This is a genomic window from Coprococcus sp. RTP31081st1_H1_RTP31081_211007 (genome assembly GCF_040227275.1).
In the GTDB taxonomy this organism is placed as follows: domain Bacteria; phylum Bacillota; class Clostridia; order Lachnospirales; family Lachnospiraceae; genus Coprococcus; species Coprococcus aceti.
The window spans coordinates 96,668-118,602 of the sequence record NZ_JBEHVP010000004.1 but is presented as its reverse complement, the minus strand read 5'-3'; the positions used below and the strand labels follow the sequence as shown (position 1 = coordinate 118,602).

Genomic DNA, 21,935 nt, shown 5'->3' with positions numbered 1-21,935 from the left:
GAACATCTACCCTGTCTGCCCAATTACCAGTCAAGCTCTACAGCGGATATCTTGTTCTCATTTACAATGTTGCGTCTTATCATGCCGTCCCTGAGCTTCACAGTCCGGTCCGCCATATTCTTGATGGCATCATTGTGGGTGACCATGATTATTGTGTTGCCATACTTCTGGTTCACATCCTCTATGAGCTTAAGTATCTCCTTGGAAGTGTTGTAGTCAAGGGCACCTGTCGGCTCATCACAGAGAAGTATATCAGGATTCTTCACGATTGCCCTTCCAATCGAGGTCCTCTGCTGCTGTCCACCCGACAGCTGATTTGGGAGCTTATGTCTGTGCTCATAAAGCCCCAGAGTCTTTAACAGATCATCAACATCAAAAGGATTATCACTAAGGTATGCTCCAACCTCCACATTCTCCTTTACATTGAGATTAGGTATGAGATTATACATCTGGAATACATAACCGAGATGCTTTCTCCTGTATCTGGTCAGTGTCTTCTCATCCATATCCCCTGTCTTCTCTCCATCTATGGAGATATAACCGGAATCCGGGCTGTCGATCCCACCTATGATATTGAGCAGAGTTGACTTGCCAGACCCCGATGGGCCAAGCAGCACACAGAACTCTCCCTTTGCGACCTCAAAATCAATTCCTCTAAGTACCTCAGTTCGGTTATCCCCTGAACCGAAGCTTTTCTTTATCCCACTTATCTTCAAAAAACTGTTGTCTCCCATGATTCTCTCCTTTTCCACATTTTATATTCTCCATAAACGCATCGCATAGCTCTCATGCCGTACGTTAATATTTAAACATATGATTATATGTTCATATATTTATTAACACATATGTAGGCTCTGTGTCAACTATATTAGTGATAAATAATATCAAGTATTCTTTTATACACATTTACAGGAGCATTTGGGGATATCCCAGAAAAAAAGAGAAAACCACATTCACATCATATTGATCTGCCTGCTGTTTTCTCTTTTTTACATCTGATTCCACACATGTGGCGATCAGAATCTATATTCTCTTATCTCACAGTTCTTTATGCCAAATGCTGCGAATTCCTCATTTGTCATATCATTGAAATACGACTGTACTATTCTTGATATTCCATTGTGGGCAACCAGAAGATATGTCTTACCGGAATCTTCCGACTCAGCCTTAAGCTCATCTAACAAATTGTACACCCTCTGACACAGATGAACCATGGTCTCTCCACCCTCATAGTGATCCAGAAAATGCGTCTTCGCCTTGGCGAATATAGCGCCGTTTCTGGCTGTTCCCTCGTATTTGCCAAAACACTGCTCACGGAGTCTCTCCTCGGCTCTCATAGGAATTCCTGTTATCTCGGATATATGTCTTGCCGTCTCCGAAGCCCTGACCAGAGGCGAATACAGGATCTCATCTATGTGATAATCTCCATTCTTTATCATCTCACCAAGCTGCTCCGCCTGCTGATGTCCAAGCTCTGTGAGTTCAATATCCGTGGCTCCACATATCTTGTTTTCCACATTCCACACGGTCTGCCCATGGCGGGTGAAGAACAGTCTTGGGCCAAACTTCTCAACAAGCACCGCCTTTGCATCGTCATATCCCTGTGTTATCCTCTTCTCAACACCTTCAGGCGAAAAGTCAAGCATGCCATCTATGGCACCACCAAGAGGAATAGACGGATATATATGTATCATCTCTGCATCATCGTATCTGTCGGTCTTCCTCTCATCGAGATGCACCACGACAAATTTTCTGTAGCCCTCATCATAAAGAGGCTGTATTGGCACATTATCTCCCCCAAGGAAGAAGCCTCCATCATAATACTTTGTCTTGTCTATCGTCTCCATAGGGAATATGACCGGTATGGCTGAAGAAGCAAGAAGTATACGTTCTATCTCCTCCGGTTCCATGCCTGACAGCTGGAATCTCTCAGGAGTAGGCTTGCCCTCCACATTGAGACATGTAGCATAACAGCTCATGTCACTGTTCGACACACCATCAAGTACTGGTGAATTCTCCAGTATGTCCATAAGTCCTTCTCTGGAGAAGAAGCCATCCTTTATCCTCATGCCTTTTGCCACAGCATCCAGTCCTATGCACTCTATTGCACTCTGTATGACTGGATTGTCTATGGTCGTGAGCTTCTCCTTGATGGACTCAAACCATTTGTTCCTGTTGTCCTCGTCTATATCCTTGTTGGAAAGTATCCTGTCGTTGGTTATGTCGTACCACATCTGTGTAGCCTTATCCAGATCGCCGCAAGCGTACAATGCCGCATTCAGTGCGCCTACCGAGCTTCCTGATACCGCCTTTATATCGATCACATCTCTGTACTCCTCAAGAGCCTTCCACACTCCGATCTCATAGGAGCCACGGCCACCACCGCCACCGAGCACCAGACCGTATCCTTCCTTAACCGGCACGTCCGGCTGCCCGGCCTGACCGCCCAGTTCCGTGTAATGCATCTGCTTCTTCTGCGATATAGTCTCCTCTATCGCCTTATGAAGCTCCCCGGCCTTTTCCTTTATCTCCTCTGTTCTCTCCTGAAGCTCCTGTATAACCTTTTCTTTATCCATATATTAATCCCCCTTACTATTCCATAATAAAGCTGCTCTATCCAATATTGTCATCTGATATATCCACCAATTATGATCATATGTGTGTTTCATTTTAACATGTCAGCAACTATACCCACAACCTTATACTCACTATATTCAGAAGCTTTACCATTTATAGAACATTTATTTACGCTTTATATATTATTTCTTTTATGAACATATTTCTTTAACATCCGATACACAGAATGTACACAGTACCATCTTATTATATATACAGATTGATGAGGACAGCAGATGTGCGACATGCCCAGGCAGCACCAGCGTATCTGCCGTCACTCAAACTAACAACAATCCAATTTATATAGATGGGAGGCCGGATACCTCACAAGTCCGGTCACAACACCTAAAACCTTCCTTTATAACTTTTATAAAAAAGACGGATATCAGACAATGAAACTTTTACCCATTTTCCATTTCTGACATCCGTCTTTTTGTATATATCAATTATTCTACAAGTATTTGTACAAGGCACTGCCACTCTCAGCCATGCCGATCATGCTAAGTGCGGTCCTGTCTCATGGTGTACCACCATTTGAAAACTGCACTTCCAATGATGATCACATATCCTATAATGCTCAGCATGTCAGGGATCTGATCCAGGAATACAAATCCCAGTATAGCCGCAAATATGACCTGACTGTAGTCAAATACCGATATCTCCCTGGCTGGAGCCTTCTGGTATGCTGCGGTTATACTGAACTGTCCACCAGCCGCCGCAAGTCCGGCACAGAGCAGGCACACAATCTGCTGCCATGTCATAGGTGCGTGGTCCAATATGATAAATGGAAGCGTCACCAGACATGAGAATACAGAGAAACACATGACTATGACCGGTCCGCGCTCCCCCTGTTTTCCAAGCTTTCTCACATAGGTGTAGGCTATTCCTGCCCCAAGGCCTCCTGCCACACCAACCATGGCATACAGAAAATCCATATGAAACGAAGGCTTCACAACGAACAATGCACCAGCGAAAGCCAGCACAACAGATGCCCACTCTACCCGGTTTGCCCGTTCCTTCAACACAAAGTATGATGCTATGATAGCAAAGAACGGAGAAAGCTTGTTGAGGATATTGGCATCCGCTATGTTGAGCTTGTCGATTGCATAAAAATTGCAGATAAGTCCTGTCGTTCCACATATGCTTCTCGCCGCGATTCCCGGCCAGCTGCTCTTCTTTATCTTGAATTTCTCCTCAGTCCTCATGAGCATGGCAATGGCCACAACAGCGGCCACCGCATTTCTGAAAAATGCCTTCTGCATGGTCGGAAGATCCCCCGACAGTCTCACGAAGAATGTCATCAGTGAGAAAAAGAACCCTGCCATGATTATGAACAGGATTCCCTTATATTTATCTTTTATTACCAGTATTTTTGCCATTTGATCAACTCCCGATAATGATAAAATGCCATCAGGTCCCGCAGCACTTTATCTATTTGAAAGCATCATCCTTGAGCCCATGCTCATACAGATACTGCTCCCACAGACTGTAATACTGCGCCTGCAAATGTATGTCATCCCAAGTATAGTCCTTTACAAGACCACCCTTGCCATCGTCCACAACCGTATTCATATCCAGATAGAAAAGCTTTATTCCATCAGCATATGCAGCTATGGCACCATTCTTGTCATCGATATTGTCATTGTTCACAATATCGTGGCTTGCCGAATAGTCGCTGGATACATGCATGCAGCCCATCATAAAGATCACTGCGTCCGGCTGAAGCGCCTGTATCTGGGCCACCGCATCGATATATGTGGATGCGTATGTCTCCGTATTGTAACCCGCCTCATTTATGCCGAGCATGATGTATATCTTTCTGAATTGTTTGCTCTTAAGCAGCTCTGTGAGTGTCTTTGTTCCATTTGAGGCGATCTTCTCACCCATCAGTCCAAATGAAGTAAGGCCCTCCATATATGCAAATTCTGCATTGTCCAGTCCGGAATACAACGCCAGTCCTTCCACTCTGGAATCACCTATGAACAGAGCATCGTCAAAATAAGACTTGTCAACCTTTATATATGGGTACTGGGTCTCAAGAGCGATCTGTGTGAGATCTCTGTAGCAGCTATTTCTTGCCTTTCTCTTCTTAACCTTCTTGTATTGAGTCTGTCTTGTCACCGGAGCAGCCGAACCGCCTGTATCTATGGTTGCTTTTTCCGTAGTTGCCTTTTCGGTGGTCGCTTTCTCTGTAGATTTCTCTGTTGTCTTCTCCGTGGATGCATTCTCAGAAGTCTGCTTCTCCGTGGATTTCACCTCCGTTGTCTGCTCCTCTGCAGCCGCACTGCCCGTGGACTCCGACGTCAGCTCGCTCTTTCCCGGAGCATCCGTGCTTGTTGCGTCAGTTCCGGTTGCCACCCTCTCATCAAGCAGCACGGTCTGGGCCATAGGATGATGAAAGCTGACATCCCATTTATACACGCCAAGCGCAGCTCCCACATAACCGCCTGCGGTAACTATCACGCCGGATATTATGAGTATCGAGAACAGTGGACAGCCTTTTATCATTTGCCATAATTTCTTCATCTGCCCACCTCCTAAAATCTAAAATAAAGGAATGGATTGGAGCCACCCTTTGCTATCTGATATACACAGAACCAGAACAGTGCGAGCATTACAAGCTTGCATACCCAGTTCTTGTAGAATTTCTCTATGAGCTTTCTAGGCCACGGTGTACAGAAGATCACGCAGATCAGCAGTAGCCACCAGTATGTGTGTCCCAGCATGATCAGCTTGTCCATGGCATGTGTGGTGACTGATCCCTCTATGTTCATGCCAAACATTCTCTTCAGGTACAGTCCCAGAAGCTTCAGATCAGATATGTTAAATATTGTCCATGATATCGGTATCAGGAAGAACATGTACACATGGCCAAGAACCTTCACCTTGTCAAATACCTTGCCAAGGAACAGCTTCTCCATGAGAAGGAACACGAACAGGAACAAGCCCCATATCAGGAAATTCCAGTCCGCACCATGCCACAATCCGGTAAACATCCACACAGTGAACATGGCAAGTATCATTCTGAGCTTTCCCTTTCGGTTGCCGCCCATCGGTATGTACACATACTCTCTGAACCAGCGTCCGAGTGTAACATGCCAGCGTCTCCAGAAATCTGTGAGGGAATGTGCCATATAAGGATCGACAAAGTTCTCCGGTATCCTGAAGCCAAGTATAAGGCCAATTCCTATTGCCATCACGGAATAACCCATGAAATCAAACAGGAGCTGGAATGAATATCCCCATGAACCAAGCCATGCGGTCACAGTGTTTATTCCATAAGGGCCAACCGTCTGCACATCGTTCCACAGACTGGCTATCTTATTTGCCAGAAGCACCTTGTACGCAAGTCCCAATACGAACAGTGTCGCACCGCGCTCTATATCGTCCGCCTTGACCTCTCTGTGATCCAGCTCAGGCTTCACCTCATCGTAGTTGACTATAGGGCCGGCTATGAGCTGAGGGAACATGCTCACATATGTTCCGAACTTGATTATACTCTTGTCCGCCTGATACTTGAGCCTGTACACGTCAAATATATACGATGTTATCTGGAACGTATAGAAGCTTATTCCAAGCGGCAGTGTGATCGCCACGCTATCAAATATCTTTGTTCCCGCTGCAGTGTTTATTATCTCTATAAAGAAGTTGATATATTTGAATATGAACAACATTCCAAAATCAAACACCATAGCCACCGCCAGCCAGCAGTTTCTCTCAAATGAACAGTCGATCTCCGAATATACTTCTATATCATAAAAACGCTTGATTCGTCTTGCCACCGAATAGTTAAATATAATAGAAAACATCATCAAGAACACGTATATGGGTTCGCCATACGCGTAGAACACAAGGCTGCCTAAAAGCAGTACAACATTCCTGTACTTCGGCTTTGTCACAAAATAGATAAGCAAAAATAAAGGCAGGAATCTAAATAAGAACTCCATGCTCGAAAAAACCATAATATACTCCTTAAATAAATACTCAGTCCAGTGTGAGTATAAATACTTTTACCACTTATGTCAACCGACACTAATCCTATTTTTTCTTAAAAAAACTATTGTTTTCGACATATTTTCTCACCACCACAACATATGGTACTTCGCCCATATCCACGCCCCTATTAACATAAAAAATGCGTGATCCATATTTCATGAATCACGCATTTTTTCTCTATTCTATATATGATCATATTAAGATCTTATGATATGACACATATCCCTATGCCATGTCTCAGCCTCATCTTACAGATAATCAAGTGGGTTGACATATGAGCCATTCAGGAATACTGAGAAGTGGCAATGTGTACCTGTTGAATATCCTGTTGAACCTGCGTACGCAATGGTCTGTCCCTGTGAAACCACATCGCCAACGCTTACTGCAAGTGATGAGTTGTGAAGGTACATCGTCACAAATCCATTACCGTGATCTATCATAACGTAGTTACCACCACTCTCGCCCCACTCGGCTACCGTTACAACACCTGCATCAGCCGCTGCGATAGGCACTCCGTATGAACATCCTATATCTATACCCATATGATTGGAGCTTGCTCCTGCTGTCGGTGACTCTCTAGGTCCGAAGTAGTCTGTGATAGGTCCTGATACAGGCCATATGAACTGACCTGAACCGGTTGTTGAACCGCCATTGTTACTTCCACTGTTGTCGCTGTCACTGCCTGAGTTATCGCTTCCACCGTTGTTATCCTGCTGCTGTTGTTCAGCTTCTCTCTGCTTACGCTCCTCCTCCAGTCTCTGCTGTTCCTGACGCGCAAGCTCTGCCAGCTTGTCATCCAGCTCTGACTCCTGCTTTGCGTATTCAGCCGCAAGAGCTTTCTGCATCTCAACATCATCACTGTACTTGTTGATCTCCGCATTCTTCTGGCTTATAACATCATCGAGGTCTGCCTGCTTGGTCTCCAGGTCTGCCTTTACCTTCTCTACATCCGCCAGATCATCCTTGAGTGTCTGCTGATACTCTGCTATGTCATTCTTAGTCTTTACCAGCTTGTTGAGCTGCTTCTGGTCATATGTGCTGAGCTGATCAACATACTCAGACTTGTTAAGACTATCCTCAAATGAAGCCGATGACATAAGTGCATCTATGTAAGCAACATCGCCCTCCTCGTAGAGGTACTGTATCCTCTTCTTCATCGCCTCATACTGATTATCCTCACTGACCTGAGCCTCTGCAAGCTTTGTCTGAGTCTCATCTATCTCATTCTGAAGATCCTCAGCCTGCTGTTTCTTCTCCACGATCTGTGTGCTTATATCTGTGGCCTGCTTATCGAGCTCATTTACAGCCGCTGTAAGCTTGTCTACCTTCTTCTGATACTTCTCTGCGTTTGCATTCGCCTCTTCCTGAGCCTGCTGAGCCTCTTCCTTCTGCTGCTCAACATCCTCCTTGGTCTCCTCAGCATGCACGCTGAACACAGGAGCCGCAAATATGGATGTAAACGACATGAGCAGTGCTCCTGTAGTAACCACTGCCACCTGCATACCTTTCTTCTTTATCTTGTATAAATCTATTCTCATCATTCATGCCTCCTAATCGCATTTCATAATGTTATTATCTTTTTGCCCTACTTATCAGCATTATAACACATATTGTTCCTAAAAAAGTAATAACAATTTGTGAATTTTTTGTGCATTGCTCTGACCGCATTTAACACTACACTCTCAGGTGCTTTCTTGTGGTAAGAATACTTCCTACCAGACCAACACCGATACCGAGCACAAGTCCGACCGGTACCATAGTCCTGAACAGATCCTGCTGGCTCACAAATGCGAACAGCGTTGTGACAACCTTGAACCTTCCGGCAACGTATGTCAGTATCTTATCGTACATGTAGTACAGAAGGACCAGAGGTATAGCCGAACCGACCGCGCCTATGATCACACCCTCTATGATGAACGGTGCTCTTACAAATACATTTGTCGCACCGATCAGCTTCATGATCCCTATCTCTTCCTTTCGCACTGTGATACCTATGGTGATCGTGTTACTTATAAGGAATATAGATACCAGCATCAGTATCACAACTATTCCTATGGATGCATATCCCACAAGGGATGACAGTGTCGTGATGCTGTCCGCAGTCACGTCAGAACTCTTTACCTTTCTGACTCCTGAAAGGCCCTGGGCAAATGCCACGAACTCCGGCTGTCTTGATACATCCTTGAGTGTGATCTCATATGACGCAGCATTCTTTAACGGGTTATCTCCGCCAAATGCATTCTTTGCAACCTGTGGATCATCGTAGTTCTGATCTGCAAACTTGTCCCATGCCTCATCGGCTGAGATGAAATCCATCGTCTCAACATAATCGACCGTTCTTATCTGTTCACCTATGAGCTGTATGGTCTCATCTGACGCATCCTCGTCGAAGAATACAGATATGGTGACTGTCTTCTCAAGCTCCTGCATACCTGACTGGAAGTTTACAACCACCGCATATATGATTCCGAAAAGGAACAGACATGATATGATGGTTCCCAGTGATGCAAGTGAGAACAGTATGTTTCTTCTTATATTCGCAAAGCCCTGTCTGAGGACATAGAAAAATGTACTAATCTTCATCTATGTAGCCTCCTTCCTTCTCATCACTGATTATAACGCCCTTCTTCAAGGTGATAACTCTCTTCTTCATCTCATTGACGATATCCTTGTTGTGGGTTACCACAACAACTGTGGTTCCTCTCTTGTTAATATCCTCAAGGAGGTTCATGATATCCAGTGAGTTCTTAGGATCAAGGTTTCCTGTAGGCTCGTCCGCCAGTATGATGTCCGGATTGTTGACCAGTGCTCTCGCCATGGCAACTCTCTGCTGCTCACCACCTGAGAGCTCCTTCGGGTATGATTTGTATTTGTCTGCAAGTCCAACCAGCGTCAGCATGGCCGGAACTCGTCTTCTGATATATCTCGCCGGGGTCTGGATGACTCTCTGTGCAAATGCGACATTCTCGTATATAGTCCTGTCCTTGAGAAGTCTGAAGTTCTGGAATACGACTCCAATCCTTCTTCTGACCTTCGGTATATCCTTCCTCTTGATCTTGCCGTAGTCGTATCCGGCAACAGTGATATTGCCCTCCGTAGGATCGAGCTCCTTGAGCAGAAGCCTGAACAGAGTGGTCTTGCCCGAACCACTGCTTCCAACGATAAATACGAACTCGCCTTTCTCTATATTAATATTGACATTCTTGAGTGCCTGATTGCCCCCAGGATATGTCATACTCACGTTCTCTAATTCAATCATAATATCTGTAGTCTCCTTCGACCTGTATCTTTATTTTTCTCCCCTTTACTCAATCCAAGCAGAATTGTAACAATTCTGTAACATTTTGTCAAGTGCTGACATATATTACATATCTTAAGTTTATTTTGGAAATTTCACTATTCAAATTGACCTTAGTGTAAATAAACTTTATAATATTTAATTAAGAAAAAATATGGGAGGATTATTACTTATGGATAATCAAAAAGAAGCCATTCGTGATGCACGTAAGCTTGGAATTCCAAAGATGCTTTTACTTGGATTCCAGCATATGTTTGCCATGTTTGGTGCAACAATTCTTGTTCCGCTTCTCGTAAACGGATACTTCGAGGGTCAGGGACTCTCAATTCAGGTAACTCTTGTATGTGCCGGTCTTGGAACACTGTTCTTCCACTTATGCACTAAGCTTAAGGTACCTGCATTTCTCGGTTCTTCATTTGCATTTCTGGGAGGTTTCTCCACAGTTGCAGACCTTAAAACAGGCATATTCAAGGACATGCCAATGGGCGAAAAGCTTCCATATGCATGTGGCGGTATTGTGGTTGCAGGACTTCTGTATCTGATACTTGCACTGATCGTCAAGCTTGTCGGCGTGAAGCGTGTCATGAGATTCCTTCCACCAGTGGTTACCGGACCTATCATCATATGTATCGGTCTGAGCCTCGCACCATCAGCTATATCAAACGCATCCACTAACTGGCTGCTTGCATTTATCGCACTGGCTGTTGTCATTGTGTTCAACATCTGGGGCAAGGGCATGTTCAAGATCATACCTATCCTCATGGGTGTACTTATCTCATATGGCGTTGCACTCATACTTCACTTCTGTGGTATGACCAACCCTGATGGTTCAGCAATACTCAGCTTTTCTGGAGTTTCAGACGCACATTTTCTCGGTCTGCCACCTTTCCAGATCTGTAAATTTAACTTAACTGCCATACTTGTCATGGCTCCTATCGCCATCGCTTCCATGATGGAGCATATAGGTGATATATGTGCCATATCAGCAACTGTAGATCAGAATTTCCTTGAGGATCCAGGTCTCCACAGAACACTTATCGGTGATGGTCTTGCAACATCACTGTCAGCTCTCTTCGGCGGTCCTGCAAATACGACTTACGGAGAGAACACAGGAGTTCTCGAGCTCAGCCGTGTACACGATCCAAGAGTTATCAGACTTGCTGCTTTATTTGCAGTCATCCTCGGTTTCATACCTAAGGTTGCTGCAGTCATCAGCTCTATGCCACTTGCCATCATCGGCGGTATAAGCTTCATCCTCTACGGAATGATCTCAGCCATCGGTGTAAGAAATGTGGTTGAGAACCACGTAGACTTCACGAAGTCAAGAAACCTGATCATCGCAGCCGTTATCATGGTATGTGGACTTGGTTTCTCAAATGGCCTTACATTCACGATCGGAGGCACAACTATCACTCTTACAGGACTTGCCCTCGCAGCTATATTCGGCATCCTGCTGAACGCTATACTGCCTGGTAACGACTATACATTTGGTGAGAACACCAAGGGTGATGTAAGCCGCGGACTTGGAATGAATCCACAGAACTCTGACATTGAGGCATAATAATTATCTGTATATTATTTATTAGGAGGTTACACAATATGACAGATTACACAGTTATGACACATCCACTTATTCAGCATAAGATTTCAAAGCTCAGAGATAAGAACACCGGAACTGCCGAATTCCGTGCACTTGTTGAAGAGATCGCCATGCTCATGGGATATGAGGCTCTGAAAGATCTTCCTACCGAGGATGTATGTATAGAGACTCCTATCGAGGAATGCATGACTCCGGTCATCGCAGGAAGAAATCTTGCGATCGTACCTATTCTCCGTGCAGGACTTGGAATGGTCAGTGGACTTCAGGCTCTGGTTCCTACAGCCAAGATCGGACACATCGGTCTGTACAGAGACGAGGAGACTCATGAACCTCACGAGTACTACTGCAAGCTCCCTGATCCTATCGATGAGAGACTTATAGTTGTCACGGATCCTATGCTTGCAACCGGAGGATCAGCTGTTGCTGCCGTTGATTTCATCAAGCAGCACGGCGGTAAGCATATCAAGTTCATGTCGATCATCGCTGCACCGCAGGGAATTGAGAGACTTCTCAAGGCTCATCCTGACATCCAGCTCTACGTTGGTCATGTTGACCGCGAGCTGAACGAGAACGCTTACATCTGCCCAGGACTTGGCGATGCCGGCGACAGAATCTTCGGAACAAAGTAAAATCTTTCAGACATGCTATTTATACCAGCAAAGACATGCCGCAGCCCAGCACATATACTGGGCTGCGGCATGTCTTCTCTTCCCAACATTTTCACACTTCTAACATTTTTATTAAGAATTCTTTTTCGATATCCATTTGCAGGCCTTTCATGTTATCATATAGAGACTGGAGGTCTTTTTTATGGAATCACAGAAGAGATATACGAAAAAACAGAGAACACTGGACATTATCGAGAGGCTGAAGAAGGAATATCCTGACACGGTATGCACCCTCGATACTTCACACGCATGGCAGCTTCTTGTCAGTGTCCGCCTGGCGGCGCAGTGCACTGATGCAAGGGTGAATGTGGTAGTCCAGGATTTATTTGCCAAATATCCAGGAGTAAAAGAACTGGCTGCTGCCGATGTCAGTGACATCGAGGCCATTGTGAGACCTTGCGGACTGGGGAAGAGCAAGGCCAGAGATATTAGTGCATGTATGAATATGCTTGTTGATTCCTATGATTGCCAGGTTCCTGACAGTCTAGATGAGCTGCTTAAGCTCCCCGGCGTAGGCCGCAAGAGCGCAAACCTCATCATGGGTGATATCTACGGCAAACCTGCCATTGTAACAGATACCCACTGTATACGCCTTGTCAACCGAATGGGACTGGTTGACGGGATAAAAGATCCGAAGAAGGTTGAGATGGAACTGTGGAAGCTTGTACCTCCAGATGAGAGCAATGACTTCTGTCACAGGCTGGTGGATCACGGCAGATCCGTGTGCACAGCCAGAACGAAGCCACATTGCGACGCATGTTGTCTAAGCGACATATGCAAAAAGATCATCTGATTTATCATACAAACGGAAAGGAGTTACTTATATGGAGTATATGGAGAATCTGACAGAATACGTGGAGAAGCAGGCTTCTCTCTGTCAGCAGCATGATGTGATAGACAAAGAGCTCTATGCCAGATACGGAGTAAAAAGAGGACTGCGTGATGAGAATGGACAGGGAGTTCTGACCGGTCTTACCAATATATCACAGATCATAGCATTTAAGGATGTGGATGGCCAGAAGGTTCCGTGTGACGGACAGTTATTGTACAGAGGCTATGATGTACAGGATCTCGTAAAAGGCGGCAAAGGAAAACGCCATATATTTGAGGAAGCTGCTTATCTTCTTCTCTTCGGAGAACTGCCTACCGAGGCTCAGCTCTCAGAATTCAGCAGTGTCATCGCCGAGTCCATGAACCTGCCGACCAACTTTACCCGTGATGTCATCATGAAAGCACCTAGTGTGGATATAATGAACTCCATGACAAGAAGTGTGCTGACTCTGGCTTCATACGATAATCAGGCTACCAACCTGGATATAGACAATGTTCTCAGACAGTGTATCGGTCTCATCGGAACATTTCCTATGATGGCTGTGTATGGTTATCACGCATACAACCATTATGAGAACGACGGAAGTATGTACATTCACAGACCTGACAAGGATGCTTCCGTGGCTGAAAACATCCTCAGGATGCTCAGGCCTGACATGAAGTATACCGAGCTTGAGGCAAGAGTTCTTGACATAGCACTTCTGCTTCACATGGAACACGGCGGTGGTAACAATTCCACATTCACCACAAGAGTTGTAACGTCATCCGGCTCTGACACATACTCTGCCATTGCCGCCGCCCTTTCATCCCTCAAGGGAAGGAAGCATGGTGGTGCCAACCTGCAGGTTATGAACATGATGGACGATATCAAGGAGCACATAAAGGATTACCATGACGAAGAGGCCATAGAGGCATATCTGGATAAGCTGCTGAACAAGCAAGCCTACGACCACAAGGGACTCATCTATGGTATGGGCCATGCCGTTTACTCACTGTCAGACCCAAGAGAAAAAGTATTCAAGTCATTTGTCGAACAGCTTGCCGCTGCCAAGGGCAGGGACGAGGATATGACTCTGTACAACAACATTGAGAAGATCGCGCCAAAGCTCATCGCCAAGGAACGCAAGATATACAAGGGTGTCAGCCCTAACGTAGACTTCTACAGCGGATTCGTGTATGAGATGCTCGGAATTCCTAGGGAGCTCTACACACCGCTCTTTGCAGTGGCACGTATAGTTGGATGGAGCGCTCACAGAATCGAGGAGCTTGTCACCACGGACAAGATCATCAGACCGGCATATAAGAGTCTGGTTAAGTATAGAGAATATGTAGACAGAGACGCCAGATAGTCAATGTGTTTTCAATAACCTTAAAGCCCTGTCAGACTTAACATTCATATGTATCCATAATATGAGACCCATATGAATGTTAAGTCTGACAGGGCTTTATGTTTTTCCTGTTTCTAGTTTGTATCCCCACTTCAATTCAGATCCCAATTAAAATATCCGGGATACATATCACAGACAATTATTTGATCTTCTCAATGAAATCGAGAAGATCATACTTGGATATAGCTCCGACACTCCTCGATGCCTCAACACCATTCTTGTACAGTATCAATGTCGGAACACTGAACACCTTATTGGCAGCCGCAAGTCCGGGATTCTCATCCACGTCCACACTGAAGAAATCCACTTCACCATTCAGTTCATCTGCAACCGTGTGAAATACCGGTGCCATCATCTTGCATGGTCCGCACCATGTTGCTGAGAAATCCGCAACCGCCACACCGCATGCCTTTATATCTTCAAAATTATCGCCTTTTACCGTTTTTACCATACTGATCATCCTCCATTCTATTGTGATGAACACACGCATCACGCTGTGCTCCACACACATCTGTATATTTTCATTTCATAAACATTCCAGATAATATCTGCTAATATTCTGCCCTTATGTTCAGCTATCTACTCATGATTTATACGTACATTTTGTCATATTCTGTCGGCCCGGTCAACAATTCTTACAGATTATTTTTATTATTTAAAATCATCTTTTAACTACAAAACTGCCCTCCTCACTAATGTTCCGGAATCCCGGGTACTCATCACAGTGAAGAGGGCAGCTTTATTTTATATTCTATATGATTCTACGCTTCGATCATCAATATAATTCTATGCTCCGATCATCAATCCAGCAGCTTCTTCATACTGTCAAGACTTATGAGAAGCGTCGATGAATTGTGAAGCAGTGCTGATGTGGTTGGCTGGATAACTCCCATCACGCCCAAGATAATAAGTCCTGTGTTGATGGTCACTATATTGCGATAGTTCCTGTTGATCCTGCTCATCAGCTTATTACTGAGTTCCTTAAGTGTTACGAGCTCGTACAGATTGTCCGCACTGACAGTTATATCTGCGATCTCTCTGGCAATCTCCGCGCCATCACTTACGGCAATTCCAGCATCGGATGCCGACAGTGCAGGTGAGTCATTGATTCCATCTCCCACCATGATGACCTTTCGACCCGCAGTCTTCTCAGCCTCGACAAACTTTGCCTTGTCCTCAGGAAGGACCTCTGAGTAATACTCATCCACCCCTACCTGCTCTGCAATAGCCTTGGCCGTTCTGTCACTGTCTCCTGTCATCATGACAACCTTCTTGATTCCCAGCTTCTTGAGCCTTGAAACAACCTCAGCCGACTCAGGTCTGACCGGATCCTTGATGGATATGACTGCTGCCAGCCTGCCATCGATTCCCATGAACAGATGTGAATGAGTCTTGGACAACGACTCGTACAGCTCTATCTTATCCTCAGGTATCACACAGCCCTCATCCTCAAATACGAAATGATAGCTTCCTATGACAACCTTCTTGCCGTCTATGCTTGATGAGATACCGTGAGCCACAACATACTCAACCTTGGAGTGCATCTCCTCATGCTCCAGCCCCTTGGCTGCAGCTCCTGCCACAACCGCTCTTGCCATGGAATGAGGGAAATGCTCCTCCAGACATGCAGCTATCCTGAGCAGTTCATCAGGATCTCTTCCGTCAAATGATACGACGCGTACAAGCGTAGGTGATGCCTTTGTAAGTGTTCCTGTCTTGTCAAATACTATCGTGTCTGCATCAGCTACAGCCTCCAGGAATTTGCCGCCCTTGACTGTGAGGTGATGCTTGTTTGCCTCCTGTATAGCAGACAATACCGCTATAGGCATGGACATCTTCAGTGCACATGAATAGTCGACCATGAGCACCGCAAGTGTCTTGGTGATATTCCTTGTTAAAAGGTATGTGAGGATAGTTCCACCGAGAGTCCATGGCACAAGACCATCTGCAAGATGCTCTGCCTTGCTCTCAAGTCCTGACTTAAGCTTCTCAGACTCCTCTATCATCGCAACAACTTTATCATATCTGCTGGTCTTACCAGTCTTTACAACTCTGACTACCAGCTCACCTTCCTCAACAACTGTACCTGCATATGCACTGTCTCCGTGTCCCTTGTGGACCGGTACTGACTCTCCGGTGAGGGATGCCTGATTGACCATGCCCTCGCCCTGATCCACAACACCGTCAAATGGAATGACATTGCCCATATGAACCACTACCAAATCATCCTTTGCGATCTTCGCACTGTCCATAAGTACATCACAATTATCCACACGCACCCATACCTTATTGATATTGAGTGACATGCTTCTTGCCAGTCCATCCACCGACTTCTTATGTGTCCACTCCTCAAGGATCTCACCGATCTCCAGAAGGAACATGACTGATCCCGCTGTCGCGAAATCATTTGTCAGAATGGATGCTGTTATGGCTGTTGCATCGAGAACCGGCACCTCAAGCTTCCTGTTCGCAAGACACTTGAGCCCCTTGCCTATATACTTGAGAGCTTTGACGGATGTCAGACAATACCGAAGCGGCATTGGCATGATCCATTTCTTGGTCATGTACCAGGCGGTCTTCCAAAACAGCTTGTCCTCATACTGTCTGTTCATGACTCTGCCTGATGTCTCTGTGAGATCCGCCGGAACCTCCACCCTGTCATATCCAAACTGTCTCAGCGCATCTATCACCGCTGCACGGTCACCATCATATATGATGATCGCGTCACAGGTTCTGTCGTGCACCTTGACCTCTTCCACTGCCTCACAGTTCTCCAGATAATACTGAAGTATGTCGGCCTGTGCCATGGTCATACGGCTCTGTGCCATGTGTATACGCAGACGATTCTTTGTTTCATTTAAAATAGAAAACTTCAAGATCTTCGCCTCTTTCTTATGTTTTGTCTTATACTGATTACTCTTCTACAGTCTCTGCTGCGTCAGCGCTCTCAGCCTCTGTGCACTCAGCATCCTCAAAGTCAGCCTCTGCTGCCTTCTGTGCTCTTGCCTCGTTGATATCCTTTGCTCCTGCGTAGATATCACCACAGTTCTCCTGGATAGTATTTGCTGTCTTCATGACACAGTCCTTTGCTCTAAGAACACCAGCTGTACAATGTGTATATACGTTCTTTGCATCCTTGCTTGAGAGAACCTTGATACCAGCTGTTCCAAATAATACTCCACCTGCAAATATTCCAAGCTTCTTCCAGTTTACCTTCTTTAATGCCTTCATCATGATTTTGTCCTCCTTGATTATATATTTATTCTGATTAATGATATGACCACTTATACGCATGGTAGATTATATGACAGGCTTCGCCGTGATTCGATTTTTCTAATCACGGTTTGTTCAATCAAACTCTCCTTAACGTAAAAAATGCATTCTCGATCTTCGTACTGTAGAAAGAGTCTGCATCTGTTTCGTGGCTTTTTATTTGCTGTAAGTATAGCACTGTCCCCGGCGTTAGTCCAATATAACATTCGCAATTTAAATGACTTTTTTTCTCAATAAGTATCAACAAGCTATCTTACACTTGTGACATTTTGTAAGGTTGCTTTTTTTCCTTCTATATACTATCTTATTACTATTGGCAAAGTCATATATACAAAGGAGATTCCATGTATGGATAATTTCAATATCAAAAGTATTCTGGTAATATTATTTTTATTTTTCATAGGATGCATCATGGGCTGGTGCATTGAAGTCATATTCAGAAAGTTCTTCTCCAAGAGCAACCCAAGCCACAAATGGATCAACCCGGGATTCCTCATCGGACCTTACCTGCCTCTCTACGGTTCAGGCCTGGTGGTGCTGTATCTCCTGTCCCTGATCCATATAGATGCTGTTGACGCCCATCCTGTTTTGCAAAAGGTTCTGGTGGTACTGATCATGGCCATCGCCATGACCGTTGTGGAATACATTGCCGGACGTATATTTATAATAGGAATGAACATCAAGCTGTGGGACTACTCAGATGAGTGGGGCAATATACAGGGCATCATATGTCCGCTGTTCTCATTCTTCTGGGGTGTGATCGCGGCACTGTACTATTTCTTCCTCCATCCACACATACTGAACGCTGTGTACTGGCTGGCGGATCACCTGACATTCTCCTTCTTCATCGGTTTCTTCTACGGGGTATTCGTGATCGACTGTGTTGTATCATTCAACCTGATGAGCAAGGTGAAGAAATTTGCGAAAGAGAATGATCTTATTGTCCGTGTTGAGGAACTCAAGTCCCGACTGGCTCTGGATCGTGAGAAGTTCAAGGAGAAGCCAAGCTTCCTTCTCTCTCTTCACGATACAGCATCGATCAAACGAGCATTTGAGAATAACCCTGAAAGCTTCTCCATAACAAAGAAGATCAAACTGAAGGCTGAGGAGCTTACAGAGAACGTAAAGGAAAAAAGCGCTGTGATAAGTGAAAATCTCAAGGAAAAGAGCGAGGTGATCACCGAGGGTATCAAGGCTGCCGGAACTGAGGCAAAGGCCCGCATAGGCGAGACGCTGAATCGAAATGATTCATCAGATGTGGCCGACACAGATCTGTTCGACAATTCCCACAGGGACATAACAGAACACAAGAATGAAAAATAATATCATTCTAAGCATATAACAAAAGCAAAAATACCATGTACAGGCGAAATGCTGTACATGGTATTTTTTACGCGCTCTATTTACTTTTTATCTGTACTTGACACTAGCCTTCTTGTAGGTTCCTGCCGTCTTTCCTTTGTATGGTTTTACAAAGTATGTGTACTTTGTTCCTGACTTCACACGGCGGTCAAGATATGTTCTGGTCTTTGCTTTCACAACCTTCACACATTTGAATCTGCCGCTGCCTGTCTTTTTGTATATCTTATAGCCGGCGGCTCCCTTTGTCTTCTTCCAGGAGACTCTTACTCCCTGTGAGGTATTCTTTGCTCTTGCGGTCGTGCAACCTATATAATACTGGCTCTTTGCCTTGGAGCCGCCCTTTGTATAGCTGTTGTATGCCGATACTCTGTATGTGTAGGTCTTTCCTCCTACAACAGATCTGTCTACCATTGATCTCACAGAGCTTCCCTTCACTGTCTTTATAAGTCTGTATGCACCCTTGCCTGTGCGTCTGTATACCTTATAACCGGTGGCTCTTGAATCGGTATTCCAGGTGAGGCTTATTCCCTTACCTGTATTCTTCGTTTTGACCGTCACCGTCGCAAGCTTCAATTTGTCAAGTGTGACATTCTTGGTATATCCGCAGTTGCTGCATTTGTACTTCTGCGATCCCTGGGATGTGAATGTCGGCTGTTTTGTAACCTCTCCCGCCTGCCATTTGTGGCTCATACATGCTCCGAGATAATAAGCGTCCTTTCTTGTACAGGATGGAGTGTCGGAAACCCAGATCACAACATCATTTCCGTAATATCCCATTCCATATATGTTTACACCTGATACATACTTCTGTCTTATGTCATATATAGCCCACGCCTTGCGCTCATTTACCTCAAGATCTATCCATGCAACATATCTCGATGTGCAGAAATAGAGCTTTTCCTGTGCAAGGAACATTGTTCCATACTGTTTGTTAAGTGCCGTACCATCTGTATCCAGCCATTCATCCTGCCCGGTAAATATCGTTGTATTTACACCGTTGGTGAAGCTGTACTTGTTTATCTGATAGTATGATGACTGGCTGCCCTGCTTTATGCTGTACCAGTAGCCCTTTCTATAAAAGATTACCTTCTCAACGCCATTCCAGAACTGGCCTTTTTCATATCGCTTATCCGTGGCATTGCTGTATGTTCCCTTCCATACATTTCCCACCTTTGTGTCATATCTGCCAAGATAATAATCGCTGCTGGCGGCCTTAGTCTTACTGTTCAGGGTGTCAAAGCTTACAAGGAAATAATCATGCATCGACCTTCCCGGTATATCACTTGCGGGATCATCCCAGGTTGCGTCAACGTGATACCACTTTCCACCTATATTTACAACATTCCACGCATGGTTTACATACTGGCTTGTGGCAACTCCACACGGAACCCCGGCTTTCCTGAGGAAATACCACATGGTCTCCGCATATCCCTGACACACGCTGCTCCTCTTAACCAATACACCATACATATCATACATGTGGTCTCTTCCGGTTGTTGGATCAAATTCCTTAGCCCCGCTGGTGTCATATGCAACTGTGGATGTCAGGAACTCATGATATGCAAGCACGATCTCTGTCGGCTTCATGTTCTTTGTATTTATCTGCTTGTTCACTTCCGCTATGGCTGCATCCAACTGCTTCTTTTCGGTTCGGGCATTTGGCTTGTATGAGAACTTCAGATACACGACCTTTCCTGTGGTCTGGTCATACAGATAACTGTATCTTGCCACATACACGACCTCGGGATGCGCATTCATTGCGGTTGTGACTACATTTGCAACATTTCGTGTGGTCAATCCCCAGCTCTTTACATTGAGTCTCGGTGAAAATTTCTCCACAGCGCCGACAATGGCACTCTCATATTTCTTTGAATTTGCCGCTGCCAGTGACGCTTCCGATGAATCCGATGCTTCATCTTCTATTATCTGTCCGCCAAATTGCAGGATACCTGAAGTATCGCCCTCCTGCTCAAGCAACTGACCATAGCTGCTCTGTGATGAGTCATACTGTTCCTGAGTATCTTCCGCAAATGCTGGTATTTTTCCGCCGTACAGCACACACGCAGCGATGACGCCCACCACAAATATCATCCTGATACGCCGCACAGCTTCTGTGAGTCTTACATTTTCATATTTCATTCTTTTTCTCCCTTATAATTACGCAGTAAGCATCTACCTTTTTATTCTCTTCTGCGGTGACGCTGCACTGTATGTCTTATTATTCACTGCCTTCACAATGTAATAATAAGTCTGACCTTTCTTTGCCGTTTTGTCTGTCCAACTGAGAGTTTTCGCTGTTACAGTCTTGACTGCCCTGTATTTGCCTGTTGGTGTCTTTCTATACACAATGTATTTTTTTGCACCGGCAGACTTTTTCCAGGAAAGTTTCACTCCCTGTGCTGACTTCCTGACCGTGACAACCGGAGCCTTGATGTAGAGAATACTTGCCTCTGTATATCCACTGAGTACATTTCCATTATATGCCTTTACACAGTAGTAATACCTGTTTCCTGACTTGACTGTCTTGTCTACATAGCTTGTCGTTCCCGACTTGACTGTCTTGATGCATACATATCTTCCCTTGGCGGTTCTCCTGTATATCTTGTAACCAGATGCCCCTGACGCTTTATTCCAGGTAAGCTTTATCGCGCCGGCCTGCTGTGCAGACTTTACGGTTACCTTCGCAAGCTTCAGCCTTGCAATTGTGACCTGCTTTGCTGCGCCACATGTCTTGCACGTATATTTCCTGACTCCTGTAGCTGTATATGTAGCTTTCTTAGTAACCATTCCATTATCCCATGCATGGGTCGTACATACAAGCTTGGCTATAGTCTCGGTCTTTGTCTCGCCACAGTTTGTACAGGTGTACTTTCTTGTTCCCTCTGTCTTGTATGTTGGCTGTA

At 45.1% G+C, this 21,935-nt stretch carries 17 protein-coding genes and 2 pseudogenes; 5 read left to right on the top strand and 14 right to left on the bottom strand.

From position 1 onward, the window contains the following. Positions 1-23: 23 nt before the first annotated feature. The 9 genes and pseudogenes from ABUA31_RS08450 to ftsE form a co-directional block, all read right to left on the bottom strand. Positions 24-734, bottom strand: coding sequence for an ABC transporter ATP-binding protein (locus tag ABUA31_RS08450; RefSeq protein ID WP_238051902.1), 711 nt, complete (start codon positions 732-734; stop codon positions 24-26). A 282-nt stretch (positions 735-1,016) separates the two neighbouring features. Next, on the bottom strand, positions 1,017-1,580 hold the full coding sequence (locus ABUA31_RS08445; RefSeq protein ID WP_334290611.1) for a histidine phosphatase family protein: 564 nt from the start codon (positions 1,578-1,580) through the stop codon (positions 1,017-1,019). A gap of 201 nt (positions 1,581-1,781) precedes the next feature. Then, positions 1,782-2,465, bottom strand: a pseudogene (locus ABUA31_RS08440) (patatin-like phospholipase family protein); the annotation flags it as partial. A gap of 651 nt (positions 2,466-3,116) precedes the next feature. Further along, a complete protein-coding gene (locus ABUA31_RS08435) occupies positions 3,117-3,995 on the bottom strand; it encodes a DMT family transporter (protein WP_349818791.1) in 879 nt (292 codons plus the stop codon). Positions 3,996-4,047: 52 nt separating this feature from the next. Beyond that, positions 4,048-5,142 (bottom strand): GDSL-type esterase/lipase family protein, encoded by a 1,095-nt coding sequence (locus tag ABUA31_RS08430; protein ID WP_349818792.1) that lies wholly within the window; start codon positions 5,140-5,142, stop codon positions 4,048-4,050. A gap of 11 nt (positions 5,143-5,153) precedes the next feature. After that, positions 5,154-6,578, bottom strand: coding sequence for an MBOAT family O-acyltransferase (locus ABUA31_RS08425; RefSeq protein ID WP_022217256.1), 1,425 nt, complete (start codon positions 6,576-6,578; stop codon positions 5,154-5,156). 282 nt (positions 6,579-6,860) lie between these two features. After that, on the bottom strand, positions 6,861-8,150 hold the full coding sequence (locus tag ABUA31_RS08420) for a murein hydrolase activator EnvC family protein (RefSeq protein ID WP_015533678.1): 1,290 nt from the start codon (positions 8,148-8,150) through the stop codon (positions 6,861-6,863). A gap of 136 nt (positions 8,151-8,286) precedes the next feature. After that, a complete protein-coding gene (gene ftsX / locus ABUA31_RS08415; RefSeq protein WP_015533677.1) occupies positions 8,287-9,195 on the bottom strand; it encodes a permease-like cell division protein FtsX in 909 nt (302 codons plus the stop codon). Then, on the bottom strand, positions 9,185-9,871 hold the full coding sequence (ftsE, locus tag ABUA31_RS08410) for a cell division ATP-binding protein FtsE (protein WP_022216898.1): 687 nt from the start codon (positions 9,869-9,871) through the stop codon (positions 9,185-9,187). The genes ftsX and ftsE overlap by 11 nt, the downstream gene beginning before the upstream one ends. Before the next feature lie 211 nt (positions 9,872-10,082). On the opposite strand from ftsE, the gene ABUA31_RS08405 reads away from it, so the two are divergent. From ABUA31_RS08405 to ABUA31_RS08390, 4 genes are all read left to right on the top strand, one after another. Continuing rightward, positions 10,083-11,471 carry a uracil-xanthine permease family protein gene (locus ABUA31_RS08405; protein ID WP_238051906.1) on the top strand — a complete coding sequence of 463 codons (1,389 nt, stop codon included), beginning with the start codon at positions 10,083-10,085 and terminating at the stop codon, positions 11,469-11,471. A gap of 38 nt (positions 11,472-11,509) precedes the next feature. Beyond that, positions 11,510-12,139, top strand: coding sequence for a uracil phosphoribosyltransferase (gene upp / locus ABUA31_RS08400; protein WP_015533675.1), 630 nt, complete (start codon positions 11,510-11,512; stop codon positions 12,137-12,139). A gap of 181 nt (positions 12,140-12,320) precedes the next feature. Continuing rightward, the gene (locus ABUA31_RS08395) at positions 12,321-12,971 is read left to right on the top strand and encodes an endonuclease III domain-containing protein (protein WP_015533674.1); all 651 of its coding nucleotides are present in this window, start codon (positions 12,321-12,323) and stop codon (positions 12,969-12,971) included. Between the two features lie 40 nt (positions 12,972-13,011). Beyond that, complete coding sequence (locus ABUA31_RS08390) at positions 13,012-14,358, top strand: citrate/2-methylcitrate synthase (RefSeq protein WP_055146778.1); 1,347 nt, start codon at positions 13,012-13,014, stop codon at positions 14,356-14,358. A gap of 178 nt (positions 14,359-14,536) precedes the next feature. Here ABUA31_RS08390 and trxA read toward each other — a convergent pair whose 3' ends face one another. The 3 genes from trxA to ABUA31_RS08375 all read right to left on the bottom strand — a co-directional run bounded on the left by trxA (position 14,537) and on the right by ABUA31_RS08375 (position 17,631). Then, positions 14,537-14,848 carry a thioredoxin gene (gene trxA / locus ABUA31_RS08385; RefSeq protein ID WP_022217252.1) on the bottom strand — a complete coding sequence of 104 codons (312 nt, stop codon included), beginning with the start codon at positions 14,846-14,848 and terminating at the stop codon, positions 14,537-14,539. A 349-nt stretch (positions 14,849-15,197) separates the two neighbouring features. Further along, the gene (locus ABUA31_RS08380) at positions 15,198-17,273 is read right to left on the bottom strand and encodes a heavy metal translocating P-type ATPase (RefSeq protein ID WP_349818793.1); all 2,076 of its coding nucleotides are present in this window, start codon (positions 17,271-17,273) and stop codon (positions 15,198-15,200) included. A gap of 37 nt (positions 17,274-17,310) precedes the next feature. Continuing rightward, on the bottom strand, positions 17,311-17,631 hold the full coding sequence (locus ABUA31_RS08375) for a DUF6110 family protein (RefSeq protein ID WP_055223026.1): 321 nt from the start codon (positions 17,629-17,631) through the stop codon (positions 17,311-17,313). A 387-nt stretch (positions 17,632-18,018) separates the two neighbouring features. Between ABUA31_RS08375 and ABUA31_RS08370 the strand changes: the two genes are divergently transcribed. Beyond that, positions 18,019-18,993 (top strand): putative ABC transporter permease, encoded by a 975-nt coding sequence (locus ABUA31_RS08370; protein ID WP_055223024.1) that lies wholly within the window; start codon positions 18,019-18,021, stop codon positions 18,991-18,993. An 87-nt stretch (positions 18,994-19,080) separates the two neighbouring features. Here the strand turns inward: ABUA31_RS08370 and ABUA31_RS08365 are convergent, their stop codons facing one another. Next, complete coding sequence (locus ABUA31_RS08365) at positions 19,081-21,171, bottom strand: transglutaminase domain-containing protein (protein ID WP_349818794.1); 2,091 nt, start codon at positions 21,169-21,171, stop codon at positions 19,081-19,083. 33 nt (positions 21,172-21,204) lie between these two features. Next, a pseudogene (locus ABUA31_RS08360) lies at positions 21,205-21,935 on the bottom strand (hypothetical protein); the annotation flags it as partial.